Below are 15,689 nucleotides of genomic sequence, written 5' to 3'. Positions count from 1 at the left end.
ATAAAAAATGCCGCATATTATGCGGCATTTTTTGTATAATCTTTATATGGTTATTCTTTTACAATCTTCAGGTTGGCGCTGTTGCGGCCGTTATCTACTTTTATAAAGTAAACCCCCGTAGCGTATCCCGACATATCGGTAACATTGGTAGTGGCATTTACCTGCTTTTCTGCTAACAGCTGGCCGGCTATGTTGTAAATGGCTATGTGCGTAATGCCTTCACTTGCTGTTATGGTAAGGTTACCGTTTACCGGGTTAGGGTAGTAGCTCAGGCTGCTAAAGGTATTGTCTTTAGTGCCAAGTGTGGTACAACTCACGGTAGCTTCCCAGCCCGAACGGGTAAGGTAGGCATCTGACGTAAACTCAAAGGTAAGGGCACCCTCTGCATTAGTGGCTTCAAACGGACCGGGTATGTCTTCACCGGTAAATGTGCCCAGTAGTGGGGCAGTGGTGCCTATGCCATCGTACACATACATAAAATCGTAATCATACTCCAGTTCGAAGCTGTCAAACGAAACGAAGGCCATACTGCCTGCCACGCCGGGTTTTATAATACGTACCAGGTGCTGGCCGTTCGGGTAATCGTCAAAAGCGCCCCCGGTATCGGTCCATGATACGCCGTTACACCAGTCATCTGATTCTGTGCCAAATGTAATACTGCTGTTTCCCGGTACCTGGTTTTCATTACACACCGGCCTTACGGCAAAAGTGTAGTAGCTGTCGGCATCCAGTCCGCTTATGGTATATGGGTTTTCGGCAACTTCTGTCCAGTTGGTTATTTCGTCACCAAAAAAGGCATACCCCACCTGCCATGGGCCGCTGTTACCGTCTTCCCATTGCAGTGTAGCAGTAGTCATGGAACTGTCCATAACGTATAATGCCGTTACGGTATTTATGCAGGTATTAATACAATCGGTGCTTAAACATTGTGAGCTTTCTATATTATCAATTATACGCTGTGCAGGCTGTGGGCCAAAACCATTGGCAAAATTAATACCCACACCGCCTACAAGGTGGCAGTAACTCATTATGGTACCACCTTCTTCTTCAGATGGTATATAACCTTCTTCACACAGGCCTTCTATATACCCTACCGATGTGCCGCAGCCGTCTATAGCCGTATCGTTACCATTCCAGTAGCAGCCGTGCGTATGTGGCGAGCCGTACAGGTGGCCCAGTTCATGCGTTACCACCTCTATAGTCCATGAAAAAACAGGTACGGTTTCATAAAACAGGTAAGTATCGCTGTAGCTAACGTTGGCATCGCTGCACAGCCCGTCTATAGAAATAGCCACGCCGCCCAGGCCACCATCGTCTACGCCCAGTAGCTGCCCCACGTCACCGTCAAAAACCGGCCTGTTGTAGTAAAACTGCAACAGGTAGTCTCCCGATGCGGTGGCATCGTATACATCGGGCTCCGTCCATATATAAACCGACTTGATAGCTGTGGTAATACCGTCGTTGTCGTACAGGGTCTGCACGTTGTTAAACATGGCAGTAAGCCAGTTGCTGGTAAGTGTGGTATCGTAGTTGTTTTGTTCAAACAGCTTGTAACGGATTTCAAAATACACCGTAACGCAACGGGTGCTCTGTACATCCTGCGCCATTTTGCCGTGTGGCATAAAGCCCGGAACGATATTATTATCCTCTGTATTACACACAAAAGTATTGGCCACGTTCATGTTTTTATCGGAATACACTATGTAATCGCTGAAATTATTTGGCGTATTAAGCCTGCCTACCACAAGGTTATGTAGCTGCGGTGACGATACCACACCGGCCATTTCCTTATCGAAGAAACTGAATGCCGCTACCGACTTTGGGTTGCCTTTTACAATACCCCTGTAGTATGCACCACCTGCATAGGCTATGTTCTGCTTTTTATCGGTATCAATGTGGAAACCGTTTGCAGTAACCTCTACGCGGTACAGCTGCATGGTTACCGTACTGTTGTTGTACGGTATGCTCAGCTCTATGGCGGCGTATTTGTTTTTGGCAATGTCCTTTACCACCGCAGGGTTTAAGCCTGCATACGTAGCATTGTTTACTACGGCATCGGCTTTGGTATTGCGGGTAGTAGTAACATTTAGCGGGCTTACCGGCCTGAATGTGGTTTTATTGTTTATGAGCTGCTGCACGTGTGCCGGTATGCGCTGCTGCCCAAAAAGTGTTACGGCACATAAAAGTGCCATAACAAGGGTAATTCTTTTCATTATCGTTAAAATGTTTTGGCGTAAAATATCAGTCAGGGGCAAATGTATGATAAAACATGATAGATTAAGAAATCTTTAACAGTTATTGCTTAATGATATTAAAGTTAGCCAATTTGTTGTTACCGGTTACCTTAAAGAAGTATACACCCGTAGCAAACGAAGAAATATCCGCTACAAAATGTGTTGCATTTACCTTTTGCTGTAGCAATATTTGCCCTGTTGCGTTATACACCGTTATTTCTTCCACGGGTTCTTCAGAAACCAGGGTTACCTCGGTTGAAGCCGGGTTAGGGAAGTATCGAAGATTAATAAAGCTTCCCGCATCTGTGCCAAGGATAGACTCACAGGTTACGTTTGCCAGCCAGCCAAGTGAATTCACTTGTACATCAGAGGTAAACTCAAAAGTTAGGGCACCATCCTCTGCCGAAGACACAAACGGTCCGGGGTTGTCGTTACCTGTAAATTCACCTATTAATGGCGCATTAGTATCGGCACCGTCATATACCTTTAGGAAATCAAAACCATCTTCAAGATGGAAAGAGGAAAAGGCAACTTTAACCCTGCTGTTTGGCGCTGAAGGGGTAAGCGTACGGATTACGTGCTGGTTAGAGTCATAAAACCCGCTGATGCCATTAGGTCCGGTAAACACCTGCCCGCCGCACCATTCGGCACCGGTAGCAAAAAGAACCTCTTCGGCAGCAGATGTCCCGCTGTCGCACACCGTCCTTATGCCAAATGTGTAATACGTATTCGGCTGTAAACCCTCAAAAGTTACAGATGGTGCTGTAGCATCCTGCCATGTTGGCTCCTCATTTTGGGCATATATTGCAACCTGCCATGGGCCTGTAGTTTCGTCTGTCCATGAAAAACCTGCCGTATTGTTAGTTATTGATGTTGTATTTACAGCACTTACGTAGCTGTGGCACGCCGTTGCTGCACAAAGTGAGCCGAGGCAGGTAGCATTATTAATAAAATCCTGTATCCTCTGTGCTACCTGCAAACCAAACCCGTTTGCCAGGTTAACGCCCACGGGCTGCAGGTGGCAATAGCTCATTATGGTGCCGCCCTCCTGCGGGATGGGGCCAGGTGTACACACACCATCTTCAATGGGGGCACAGCCGTCTATAGGGGTGTTGTTTCCATTCCAGGCGCAGGCGTGGGTATGCTGTGACCCGAATAAGTGACCCAACTCATGCGTAACGGCCTGTACCGTCCAGCTATACAAAGGTATGGGCGAAAAATTAAGGTCATCTATATCTACGTAGCTTACATTAATACCCGAACTGTTTTCGCAAAGGCCACCCAGTACCGCCAGCCCACCAAGCCCACCGGGGTCCATAGCCAGCAGCTGGCCGATATCGCCGTCGAAATCCTGTTCAAAATGGTTAATGGCAAACTCGTTCAGGTAATCTTCTGCCCCGGGGCCAACATACTGATCCGGTGAAGTCCATACCATAAACGACTTTAACGATACCGTAATGCCGTCATTTTCATACAGTGTCTGGGTGTTGTTAAATAGTGCCGTAAGCCAGTCGCCCGCCGCCTGTTCGTTCGAACCGTTTTGCAGGTAAATATCGTGGTCCAGTTCAAAATATACTGTGGCGCAGTTATTTGTTTCTGTATCAGTAACAGCGTTTATCCCTTTTTTATCATTTGGGAGTAAAACATCTGCTGTTGTACATGCAAAATTGTTGGTAAGGTTAAGGTTGGCATCCGAATAGATAATATATTGTGATGCGTCCCTTTCCTGTGGCAAATGGCCTACAACAAGATTTTTCAGGCTGGCCGAAGATGCCATGCCGTTCATTTCGTTATTAAAAAAACTGAAGGATGCCAGCGAGTTTTCGTCGCCTTTTATAATTCCCCTGTAATAAACGCCGGGGTGGTAATTAAAATTTTTACGCTTATCGGTATCGGCATGGAAGCCCTGCGCCATGATTTCGGCTTTGTACAGTTGCAGGACAACATTGGTGCCGTTATAGGGCAGTGTAAGCTCTATAGCATCAGGTGCTGAAACGTTAATTTGTTTTAAAAGGTTTTTGTCCAGTTTTGCCAGTGTGGCATTTTTAACTGCTGCATTAATGGCGGTATTGGCAGGGGTTTTACTCGCTTGTAGTGGCGTAAAGTGGGTAAACGTTATGTGCCGGTCATTCATCTGCGCTATCTTTTCAGATACTTTGTGCTGCCCATAAGAGAAGGATCCGAGCAGCAACAATAAAAAGGTAAACTTTTTCATAGCAATTTAGGAATTTTGAATAAAAATTATAAATGGGAGAATAAAATCGCTGCAAGAAAAAGCAAATTCCTCTTAATTTATTTAAAAACAAGAGAAGATGTGGTTTCGGTTAGTATTTGGCAGTTATGGTTTAGTATTCGATATGATATGGTCTTTATGACCATTATTTTGTTTTTCCGGATTATTGTTGCTGTACAGAGAGTTAAAAAACAAAAACAGGCCCCGCTAAGCGGGGCCTGTTTTTTATACTATTGTAGAAAATTCTATATACTAATGCGTTGTCTTTAGGTCTTTTATCACCTTAAAGGCAAGGTCTACCTCGTCTTCATTTACCAGTATGGTAAATTCGTAAGACGTAGATATTACCTCTATTATGGTAATGCCTTCCCATGCCAGCCTCTGGAAAATGTAGTAGTAGATACCCGGGGTATTAATGTTGTCCTTAGGCAGTTTTACAGTTATAGAGGCAAGGTTATCATTACGCTCTATCTTTTTTTCTTCGGCAAAAAGGCGGTCTACAATGTGGTTCATGCTGCTGCTTACCACAATGTTAGTCTCGTTAACCCCGCGTGATGAGGTATAAAATACATCCGGGTTCTGGTTAATGCTGTTTATCAGCTCAGCCTGTTTGCTCAGTATGGTGTCGCTTACGGCAAATGTAAAATCAGTCAGCGATGAGCGTACGGTGATTTCGCCTATTCCTTTAAGTACCTTAACAATTTTGTGGTTTACACGGAAGTCAAGGTCTTCACTCAGTCTTTTCAGCGACATAACCACAGCGCCCTGCTTTATGTCTTTGCCCAGTTCCTGCTCCAGTTCAGGCATCATGGTACGGGCAAGGGATGTAAGGTTGATAATACCCTGGGAGAGGGCACTCAACAAAAACGGTTTTGTTTTAATGTAGTGTTCTACTACAGAAGAAATGGTTTTCATAACAGATAAATAGTTGTGTGTGTTTTAGTTCTGGGGAACAAATATACGAAATTAAACAAATTGTTAAAAATTTAACACATCAAAAATGAAAAAAAGCATCTGTAAGGTGCTCAATTTCAAATGAACTGCCGTTTTTATGTACGCCAATGATGTCAAAACGTACTTCGGCATCAATGTCGTTGTCTTCTACATATTGGTTCATAGCCTTTACAAGGAGTTGTATTTTTTTCGGTTTTACAAAATCCTGCGGCAGGCCAAATTCTAACGTCGTACGGGTTTTTACTTCTACCGATGCCAGGATGTTACCCTTCTGGGCAATGATATCTATTTCGGCTTTTTGCCAGATATAGTTGGTCTGTAAAATGGTGTAGCCTTCCTTCCTCAGGAAATCAGCTGCGGCTTTTTCGCCCTCTTTGCCCAGCTCATTGTGTTCGGCCATTACTCGAAAGTGAGTTTTGTACCGGTGGCCGTTACATCCAGCATTACCTCTTTGCCGAATACCAGTGCGCGGTTATCGGTTATGTGCCCCGCCGGGAAGTTAAAGCATATCGGTATGTTGTACTCTTTGGTGATGTCCTGTATTATTTCCAGTGCATCGTGTCCCCACGGTATGTCATTGTCGCGCATTTTGGTAAAGCCGCCTATAATAATGCCCTTTACATTTTTAAAGTACCCGTTGCGTTCCAGGTTCATCATCATACGGTCTATGTGGTACAGGTACTCGTCCAGGTCTTCTATAAACAATATCTTGCCCTTATAATCCACCTCAGAGCGCGACCCTAAAATACTGTACAACACCGAAAGGTTACCACCCACGAGTTCGCCTGTGGCTTTGCCTGTTTTATTGAACTTATGTGCAGGTATGCTGTAGTTTATCTTTTCGCCAAACAGCGCCTTACGGAACGATTCTATGGCTTCGGGGGTGGCATGCGCCACGCTAACGCACATAATGCCGTGTATGGTGGCTATGTCCATGTTGTTTATGTGGCTGTGCAGCACGGTGGCATCGCTAAAGCCTATGAACCACTTGGGTTTTTTCTTAAACTGTGTAAAATCTATACGGTCTACCATACGTACAGTGCCGTAACCGCCTTTGGCGCACCATACCGCCTTTATGGTAGGATCGTCTATCATTTCCTGGAAATCTTTAGCACGCTGCCAGTCGGCACCGGCCAGCTGGTTGTTGTCCAGCCCCACCGTTTTACCCACTACCACGTTCAGCCCCCAGCTTTTCAGCAGTTTTATGGCAGGTTCCAGCGGTTCGTGGTCTATTTTACGGGCGGTGGCCAGTATGGCTACAGTATCTCCTTTGGTAAGGTACGGCGGTAGTTTCATAAGCTGTTTCTGTGGGTAAGCAGTAAAGGTGTTTATCAGTAACAAAAGAAATAAAAATATTCGTTTTGTAAGCATTTGCTGTATTTGATTTACCGGCACAATCTTTAAGCACCGTAATGTTTAAACGTAAAAGCCCGTGTTTTACATATAAGCAAAGTTAAAAAAATAAGCACGTGCATAGTGCACGTGCTTACCAGAAAAATGAGTGGAGTTATCTATGGTAATACAGATTCGGTTAGAATACTATTTTCTTGGTTACCATACCGCGTTCGGTATTAATCTCCAGGACTACCACCTGCTGTGCTATTTGCAGCCCGGTTACCGAAGCTGAGTTGGCACTGATTTTATCGGCGGCATACAGTTGCTGGCCCCTGATGTCGAACACTTTTACAGATTGTATTTGTGCCATTTCTGAATTAATATCTATAGCATTGCCGTTTTTATAGGCAATAATATTATTTGATGTAAGGGTATTATTATCTACAGAAAGTGCAGATGTAGCATAGGTAACCTGGAACCTGTCGTTAAACGTACCGGCTTCGGTTGTAAAGCTGTATACGTTAGTACTCAGGTTAGTAACGATTCCGGTAACGGCATCGGTAAGGTATATTTTTTGGCCTTGGGCAAATACACCTTCGCTCCTGTCAAGGTTTATAGTGTAGGTGCCTGCTGTGGCAGCGTTGTAGCCAAGGTTTACCATATCGGTACTTTCAAAGGCCGGGCGTGCCTGTATGGCAAGGTTTTTACCTGCTGCCAGTGTGTATAGGTTTACACTGTCTTCATCATTAAAGCCTACTCCGTCGTAGCCATAGTCAATGCCTGTAGTAGCGCCGTCTATATAAGCTACTGCTGCCTGGCTAAATGCATCGGCCGTGTTGCTTATGTTAAGCCATAGCCTTGATGCCGTTTGTGGTGCCGACTTAAAAAATGCCTGCCCGTTTAAAGATGCGCCCCTGCGCATGCCGTTGTTATAAGTAAGCGTAGCTGAGGTAAGGCCTTCTTTTGTTTTTACAAAGAAACCCTGCCCCTGTGATAGTGTCCATTGGCTGCTGTCACCAAGAAAGTAGTCGGCCTGGTCCTGGCCACCGTAGTTGTAGCCGGGGATTGGCACACCGGTAGCATCGGCAACACCTCTATTGGCTACAAAGCCTGCAAGTGTTACCTGTGCGTAAGATGATGTGGCCATGTTGTTCTTTTTCCTCCACAGGTAAATACCTGAAACGCTGTCCAGCACTGCGGTATTTTGCTCAAAGAAGTCGGCAATGTTTATAGGCGATGCATACGGGTTACCCGTAGCGGTAAAACGACCTGCATTTACCGAAAGGCTTGTAGAAATATTACCATTGTACGGTGTACCGGTAAAGCTGCCGTGGTGTATTATAGATACGCTTCCGCCGTTATAGCCCGGTGTGCTGTCTACGTTAGGCATCCTGATAAGGAAACCTTTACCCGCACTGAAGTAAGTAGATGCAGGGTTTACTGGCCAGTAGGCTTCCACATATTCGGTACCTGTGTAGTCATATTTGTATTCGTAAAAACGGTGTTGTACCGTAACCGGTGAAAATGCCAGCAGTTGCTGCCCGCCTACAGGTGATGACCATAGAGTATAATCAAGCCTGAAAAGCGCGTGGCTGTCTTGTTTTACAGTAATGATACCGTTATTGTCCACATCGTTTACTTGTACCAATGCGCCGCCGTTTTCTACCACAAAGCTGCCTGAGCCCAATATGGCTATATCGTCTATAACTTCTATTGTACCTCCGTTAGCTACTGTAAGGCCTGCGGTGTCGTCTATGGTAAGTGTGCGTGCATACGCTGTATCGCCTGAGGCTACAACAGGTTGGTTATCGCCGTTTTCAGGGACAATTACGTCAATTTCACTATCAGGAATCAGGTTACAAGACCAGTTGCCCGGTGTATTCCAGTCGCTGCTTTCGGCACCGGTCCATAAAAATACGTGGCCAGTGGTTACCGAAACCACATCGGAAATATCATAACCGCATACGCCGTTTACCAATACCCTGTAATAGGTAATTTCGTAAACTGCCGGTGTTGTATACATGGTTGTGGTAGCACCGCTGCCGCCGGAAACGTTCGTCCAGCCGCTTGTGCCGTTTTCTGATTGCTGCCACTGGAAGCCAATACCGCTGTACCCCGTAACATACACGATAGTGCTTTCGCCGGGGCAAATGGTTACGTTAGCCGATGTATTACCGGCATTTACACCGCCCGAGACGGTAAAGGCTACCGCATTAGAGGTTACCGAAGCACACTCATAGTTAAGCGGGTGAACTACGGCATAGTAATAACGTGTACCTGCTACATCGGTAGCGGGGGTATACAGGCTTTCTGTAGCGCCATTAATAATGGTACCACCCACATTGGTATTGGTTGCAGAGCTGTACCACTGGTACTGCACGTCTTTACCTTGAGTGTTTACCTCTATGGTTGCAGGGGTGTTCAGGCAGGTCGTATTGCCTGTAGTGGTGGTAATACTGGCGTTAAGATACGCAGTATCTGAAGTGCTTATACCCGCCGAATGTGTTACCACACAACGGTAGGCTGCATAATCACTTTGTGTTATGTTGTTTAAACTAAGCGAACTGCTGTTTGCTCCGTTTATGTTACTACCGTTTTTTTGCCACTGGTAAGTTAATATAGTACTGTTTTCAAAAGTCACAGTAAATGTTACATCAGCGCCCGGGCACGCAGATTGCGATTGGGGCTGTTGGGTAAAACCCGGCTCGGCCTGCAGTACAACAGTCTTCCCCACTGCTGCAAAGGCCATAACTGCCTGTAAGGACATCATCCAAACAAGTAGCTTTCTCTGTACATTAGTAATTTTCCGCCTCATAAAAAATTAAATTTTATATACTTCAAAGGAAATTATTAATAATGCAAATTTTTGTTGACGCTTTGTTAAACAGTGTTAAGCCCCGTATTTACTAAGAGTTATTTAACATGTGTTCGTTAAAGGACGTTAAATACTTTTTAGATAATCAGCACATATTTGCGTGGCAAGGCTATCTCATGTATAATTTGTACTTTTGCACTAAATTCAAAAAACTACCATGTTACAGGATCCGAAACGATATACCATAACCGCTGCATTGCCTTACACTAACGGCCCTATACACATAGGCCACCTTGCAGGTGTGTATGTACCCAGCGATATTTATGCCCGTTACCTGAGGCTTCAGGGCAGGGATGTAGCCTTCATCTGCGGAAGCGATGAGCACGGTGTGGCAATATCTATGAAAGCCAAAAAGGAAGGCATTACACCACAGCAGGTTATAGATAAATACCACCATATCATCAAGACCTCGTTTGAGGATTTCGGGATATCGTTTGATAATTATTCGCGTACATCGGCTCAGATACACCACGAAACGGCATCGGAGTTCTTTAAGAAACTGTACAATGAAAACAAGTTTATAGAAGAAGTTACCGAGCAGCTGTATGATGCACAGGCAGACCAGTTCCTTGCCGACCGTTTTGTAACCGGAACCTGCCCTAAGTGTGGCAACGAAAGCGCGTATGGCGACCAATGCGAAAACTGCGGTTCGTCACTTAACGCTACCGACCTTATAAACCCTAAGAGTACCATAACAGGTACTACACCGGTACTAAAATCTACCAAGCACTGGTTCCTGCCACTGGACCAGTACGATGCTTTCCTGCGCGAATGGATACTTGAAGGCCATAAAAACGACTGGAAACCAAACGTATACGGACAGGTGAAATCATGGCTGGAAGATGGCCTGAAACCACGAGCGGTAACCCGCGACCTGGACTGGGGTATCCCTGTGCCTGTTGAAGGTGCCGAGGGTAAGGTGCTGTACGTATGGTTTGATGCTCCTATCGGGTATATTTCGTCTACAAAAGAGTGGGCGCAGCGCGAAGGCAAAGACTGGGAGCCGTACTGGAAAAGCGACGATACCAAGCTGGTACATTTCATTGGCAAAGACAACATCGTATTCCACTGTGTGATATTCCCTGCCATGCTGAAGGCTGAAGGCAGCTACATACTGCCGGATAACGTTCCGGCAAATGAGTTCCTAAACCTTGAAGGTAACAAACTGAGCACCAGTAAAAACTGGGCCGTTTGGCTTAATGAATACCTTGAAGACTTCCCGGGCCAACAGGATGTGCTGCGTTATTCGCTTACCGCCACTGCCCCTGAAACCAAGGACAACGACTTTACATGGAAAGACTTCCAGGCGCGTAACAACAACGAGCTTGTAGCCATATTCGGTAACTTTATCAACCGTGTCGTGGTGCTTACCAATAAGTATTACGAAGGCGTGGTGCCTGCACCTAACGAGTTTAGCGATATAGATGAGGCCACCCTTACCGAAATGCGTGCTTACCCTGCCGTTATAGCCAGCAGTATAGAGCGCTACCGTTTCCGTGAGGCGCTTACCGAGCTGATGAACCTTGCCCGCCTTGGTAACAAGTACCTTGCCGATGAGGAGCCGTGGAAGGTAATAAAAGACAACCCTGAACGTGTAAAAACCCAAATGTATGTGGCGTTGCAAATAGCCACTGCCCTTGCGGTACTGAGCGAACCATTCCTGCCGTTTACGGCTGCCAAGCTGAAAGGCATACTGAAGCTGGAGGGTGATTTTGGCTGGAACGACATCAGCACTAAAACCGACCTGATTAAGGCGGACCATACCATAGGCCAGGCGGAGCTTCTTTTCGGTAAAATAGAAGATGAAACCATACAGAAACAGGTGGACAAGCTTGAGGCTACTAAAACAGCCAATAAAGCTGCCGCTAAAACCGTGGAGCCGCAAAAGGATTTAATACAGTACGATGATTTTGCTAAAATGGACATCCGCACGGGTACTATCCTTGAAGCCGAAAAAATGCCTAAAGCCAACAAGCTACTGGTACTTAAGGTAGATACGGGTATTGATGTGCGCACTATAGTATCGGGTATTGCAGAGAGCTTCACCCCTGAGGAAGTGGTAGGCAAACGCGTTACTGTGCTTGTAAACCTTGCCCCGCGTGCACTTCGTGGCGTAGAAAGCCAGGGCATGATACTGATGACCCAAAACGCCGAAGGCAAGCTGGTATTCGTTAACCCTGATACCGATGGTGTAGGGAACGGGGAGGTGATTTCTTAGTCTTAAAGTCAGACGGCTAAAGTCATAAAGCTTTAGCTTCAGAGATAAATTAAAAGGGCTGTCTTTCATGAAAGACAGCCCTTTTTGTTGTCATTTATTATTTAGTAGGATGCTAATAGAAACAGTTTACAATGAATAAAGTGCTGTTTACAAATATGCTCGCCAAAAGCAGGTTAAACGTGGTCTTTGCAGATTGCTGTGATAGCAGTGCGCCGTTGTAACTTACACATAATACCACTGCCACAAACAGCTGCACCATTTGTACCGGTGAGTTACCGTTAATCAGTATGGCCATGGCAGCAAGGCCGCCCAGGCAACTTTGTACCATGACGCTAAGGGTTGAAAATCCTAAATAGCCGCGTGTGTAATTCTGTAGATAATATTGATAAGTGCTCATAACTAAAAACCTTTATTATTATGAGTCAAAATTACGCCTGCCATACCCTTAACGATATGATATTTATCATGTTGCAGTAACTGTTTTATGCGTATTTAATTCCTCCCCGCTTCATCAGGGTATAGTTCGTGTACCGGGTCGCTTTGCCAGTATTCTTTAGTATCGGCATCCATAATGGTCAGTGGACCTTTAAAGGCAGCACCGGTGTCTACATTCCAAATATTCGCTTTTTGTACCGGTACCGTTTGCCCTATACGGGTTACGGGTGTATGGCCTATAAAAACCTCTTTGTAGTGTGTAAAACGCTTAGGGTACAAAGGGTCTTCCGTACTTAACGATGTGTCCAGCGCCAGTGCGGTTTCCCAGAGGGTGCGGTCCCAGTAGAACAAACGGGTAAAATACTCGTGGTGTATACCGTTCAGGTTGGTAAAGCCTGCGTGTACAAACAACCGGTTGTTTTCATCGAGGTGGTAGTCCTTCAGGCTTTCCAGGAACAGTATATGCAGCTGCTTTTTGTCTTCGGGCAGGGCATTGTAACGCTCCATGGTAATGCGACCGCCGTGGTTAAACCACTGTTCGCTATACTGGCCGGTATGCAGCCACTGCATCAGCAGGTCGTCGTGGTTACCGCGTATGTAGGTGCAGTTGTGCGTAGCCTTCAGGCGGATGAGGAAGTCTACAACCTCAGGGCTTTGGCTCCAGCCGTCTACAAAATCGCCCAGGAAAATAAGGTGGTCTTTTGGGGTTACGGCAGCGCGTTCCAGTATTTGTTGTACTGCCAGTAAGCTTCCGTGGATGTCGCCAATAACAAGGGTTCTGCCCATTCAATGTAGTTTTTAAGTACTTAGGTACAAGTGTAGCGTAAATTTAGTATTTTGCGGGAAGAATTGCCAACCGCTTTTCCTAAAACTTACAAAAACCACTTATTATCCTGAAAAACCAATTTACATGAAAAAAACATTACTTGCATTTTTAAGTTTAATCTCGTTATCTGCCTTTGCCCAGGAATTTGTAGAGGGTTTTGAGGGCACCTGGCCACCCGAAGGCTGGTCTGTTGTAAATGTTGCAGGCCCTAACCAGCAGTGGCAGCAAACCACAAACCCGGCAATGGCCGCCCAGGGTTCGTATGCTGCTACAATAGCCGGTGAAGATGTAACTGACGGTACACAAAGCGAGGACTGGCTGATAAGCACACAGTTTATAGCAGGCCCTGACACCCAGCTTAATTTTGTTTCACGCCTCATACAAACGGGCGACCAGGGCAATACTTACAAGGTAATGATAGGCACAGACCCCACCAATATAGGTGCGTTTGTGCAACTACAACAATGGACGGAGTTAGAAATAAACCCGGTGCAGAGCGATTTCAGCCTTATTGTGGTAAACATACCACAGGTATATGCCGGGCAGGCAGTACATGTTGCATTTGTAATGACGGGCGACAGTGGCGAAGGCTGGATAATAGATAATGTAGGCATAGAAAATTACTGTGTGGCTCCTGATAACCTTGCGGTTTTTAACGTAACCCTTACAAGCGCAGACCTTGCCTGGACTAACCAGGGTACTGCAAGTGCATGGGAAGTGGAAGTAGTACCCCAGGGTGCTGTGCCGCAAGGTATAGGTACTTTGGCTAATTACGCACCCTATACGGTAGTAGGCCTTTCGCCGGATACCTGCTATGAGTTTTATGCCCGTGCGGTATGCAGTGAAAGCAGTTTTAGCCCATGGTCAGGGCCTGTTTCATTTTGTACACCTTCAGTAATTGGTTTTAACCACCTTACCGGCTATGCACGTGCTGATATAAACGGCGACGGTATTTGCGATAATACTGATGCCGCCATACCTAATGTGGAACTACAGGTGGCTGTAAATGGAGTAGATGCCGGTTCGGTATATACCAGTACAGATGGTTCTTATAACGTTTACCTGCCTGCTGAAGATACCTCTACTGTAACCTTAACACCTGTGGCGGTACCGGGCTTTACAACACCGGCACCTGTAACGGGTAACTACACTTTTGCATCATCGCAAACGCAGCCCGGCCCTGATTTTTGCCTGGGTACAACTGCCGAAACGGTGAACAACCTTAGCATAACGGTAAGCGCATCGTCTAACATTGTACCGGGATTTGACTTTTATGTGAGCGTAGGGGCCTTAAATACTGGCAATACCGTACCTCCTGCTCCTATGGCCTCGTTTACCTATGATGCTTCGCGTTTTACACTGCTGTCTTATGACGGTGTAGCTGCAACGGCAGCGGGTACTGTTGATATAAACTTTGGTGATATAGGCTTGTTTAGCTATGAAGTGCACGTACTGCAATTCCATGCGGCTGAGCCTCCGGTAAACGTAAGCGGTGATTTGGCTACGTTTAGCGCAGTGCTTGACTATGCCGATGACAATGCTCTTGATAATACGGCTATATTGAATAAGACAATCGTAAACTCTTTTGACCCGAATGATATTACCGTGCACGAAGGTGCCGAAATAACCCCTGCGCAGGCAGAAGGCTACCTTACCTATACCGTGCGTTTCCAGAATACGGGTGATTTTACAGCGACCAATGTAAGGATAGAACAGGAGCTTGATGCCAACCTGGACTGGGATACTTTTACCCCGGTAACCGCAAGCCATTTGGGCCAGGTAAGCCGCGTGGAGGATGCACTGGTGTATAACTTTAATGGTATCAACCTGCCTTTTTCAGGCCAAGATGAACCGGGCAGCCACGGGTATGTTACCTACCGCATAAAACCGAAAAGCACGGTAACCATAGGCGATTTTATGTACGGTACCGCTGGTATCTATTTCGACTTTAACGAACCGATAATTACCAATACATGCAGCACGCAGATTGTAGAAGCAACTTCTGGTACCGATGGTTTTGCATTGGGCAACATAAAGCTGTACCCTAACCCGGTAAAAGATGTGCTGAATGTAAGCCTTACCGATGGCACATTACAATCGGTAGCGGTGTACGACCTTAACGGAAGGCTGTGCCTGCAATCAGGAAACACCACAACGGTTAAAACCGACGGCCTGACGCCGGGGCTTTACATGGTAAAGGTTGTTACTGATAAGGGCAGCGGAAATTATAAGCTGATAAAGAAATAAGGAATAAATTACGGGCGGCACTTCGGTGCCGCTTTTTTTGCTACAGCAGGAAGAACAATACAAAATAAAAAACCAGCATGCCTAAATGTATCATTGCCGATGGTTTATGATGTTCTTTGCCATATAAATACAACCCAAAATTCACCACAAATAATATAAGGCTTATGATTGGTAATAAAAACGCTACCATAATACCTGCACCGGGTGCACAAGGACCACCGGGATAAACTTTATTTAGAATTATAATGGTCGCAAAAGCGACAATGTAGAAAACTATAGTAAGCCCTGTGCCTACTTTTTTATTACCTAATGCAGAGGTTGATTGTTCCATG

General features: G+C 45.7%; 11 protein-coding genes. 2 read left to right on the top strand and 9 right to left on the bottom strand.

Annotation, left to right across the window (positions count from 1 at the left end):
• Positions 1-50: 50 nt before the first annotated feature.
• The 6 genes from ACZIX4_RS16410 to ACZIX4_RS16385 all read right to left on the bottom strand — a co-directional run bounded on the left by ACZIX4_RS16410 (position 51) and on the right by ACZIX4_RS16385 (position 9,571).
• Positions 51-2,213: a T9SS type A sorting domain-containing protein gene (locus ACZIX4_RS16410; RefSeq protein ID WP_463336726.1), complete on the bottom strand. Its 2,163-nt coding sequence runs from the start codon at positions 2,211-2,213 to the stop codon at positions 51-53.
• Positions 2,214-2,295: 82 nt separating this feature from the next.
• Entirely contained in the window at positions 2,296-4,449 is a 2,154-nt protein-coding gene (locus tag ACZIX4_RS16405; protein WP_463336725.1) for a M12 family metallo-peptidase, read from the bottom strand.
• Positions 4,450-4,719: 270 nt separating this feature from the next.
• Positions 4,720-5,382 carry an ACT domain-containing protein gene (locus ACZIX4_RS16400; RefSeq protein ID WP_463336724.1) on the bottom strand — a complete coding sequence of 221 codons (663 nt, stop codon included), beginning with the start codon at positions 5,380-5,382 and terminating at the stop codon, positions 4,720-4,722.
• Positions 5,383-5,461: 79 nt separating this feature from the next.
• Entirely contained in the window at positions 5,462-5,821 is a 360-nt protein-coding gene (locus tag ACZIX4_RS16395) for a YraN family protein (protein WP_463336723.1), read from the bottom strand.
• Positions 5,821-6,717: a S66 peptidase family protein gene (locus ACZIX4_RS16390; RefSeq protein ID WP_463336722.1), complete on the bottom strand. Its 897-nt coding sequence runs from the start codon at positions 6,715-6,717 to the stop codon at positions 5,821-5,823. Before ACZIX4_RS16390 ends, ACZIX4_RS16395 begins: the two co-directional genes overlap by 1 nt.
• 235 nt (positions 6,718-6,952) lie before the next feature.
• Positions 6,953-9,571 carry an immunoglobulin domain-containing protein gene (locus ACZIX4_RS16385; protein WP_463336721.1) on the bottom strand — a complete coding sequence of 873 codons (2,619 nt, stop codon included), beginning with the start codon at positions 9,569-9,571 and terminating at the stop codon, positions 6,953-6,955.
• Between the two features lie 217 nt (positions 9,572-9,788).
• Here ACZIX4_RS16385 and metG point away from each other — a divergent pair, with 217 nt between their 5' ends.
• The gene (metG, locus tag ACZIX4_RS16380) at positions 9,789-11,849 is read left to right on the top strand and encodes a methionine--tRNA ligase (protein WP_463336720.1); all 2,061 of its coding nucleotides are present in this window, start codon (positions 9,789-9,791) and stop codon (positions 11,847-11,849) included.
• Between the two features lie 112 nt (positions 11,850-11,961).
• Here metG and ACZIX4_RS16375 read toward each other — a convergent pair whose 3' ends face one another.
• Both ACZIX4_RS16375 and ACZIX4_RS16370 read right to left on the bottom strand, forming a co-directional pair.
• Positions 11,962-12,177 carry a hypothetical protein gene (locus ACZIX4_RS16375; RefSeq protein ID WP_463336719.1) on the bottom strand — a complete coding sequence of 72 codons (216 nt, stop codon included), beginning with the start codon at positions 12,175-12,177 and terminating at the stop codon, positions 11,962-11,964.
• Between the two features lie 164 nt (positions 12,178-12,341).
• Entirely contained in the window at positions 12,342-13,070 is a 729-nt protein-coding gene (locus ACZIX4_RS16370) for a metallophosphoesterase family protein (RefSeq protein ID WP_463336718.1), read from the bottom strand.
• Positions 13,071-13,194: 124 nt separating this feature from the next.
• Here ACZIX4_RS16370 and ACZIX4_RS16365 point away from each other — a divergent pair, with 124 nt between their 5' ends.
• On the top strand, positions 13,195-15,357 hold the full coding sequence (locus tag ACZIX4_RS16365; protein WP_463336717.1) for a DUF7619 domain-containing protein: 2,163 nt from the start codon (positions 13,195-13,197) through the stop codon (positions 15,355-15,357).
• A 40-nt stretch (positions 15,358-15,397) separates the two neighbouring features.
• On the opposite strand, the gene ACZIX4_RS16360 is transcribed toward ACZIX4_RS16365, so the two are convergent.
• Positions 15,398-15,688 carry a hypothetical protein gene (locus ACZIX4_RS16360; protein WP_463336716.1) on the bottom strand — a complete coding sequence of 97 codons (291 nt, stop codon included), beginning with the start codon at positions 15,686-15,688 and terminating at the stop codon, positions 15,398-15,400.
• Between the last annotated feature and the right edge of the window lies 1 nt (position 15,689).

It is taken from the genome of Flavobacterium niveum, assembly GCF_055231775.1.
The sequence above is the reverse complement of the archived record's forward strand: the minus strand, read 5'-3'. Positions and strand labels throughout refer to the sequence as shown.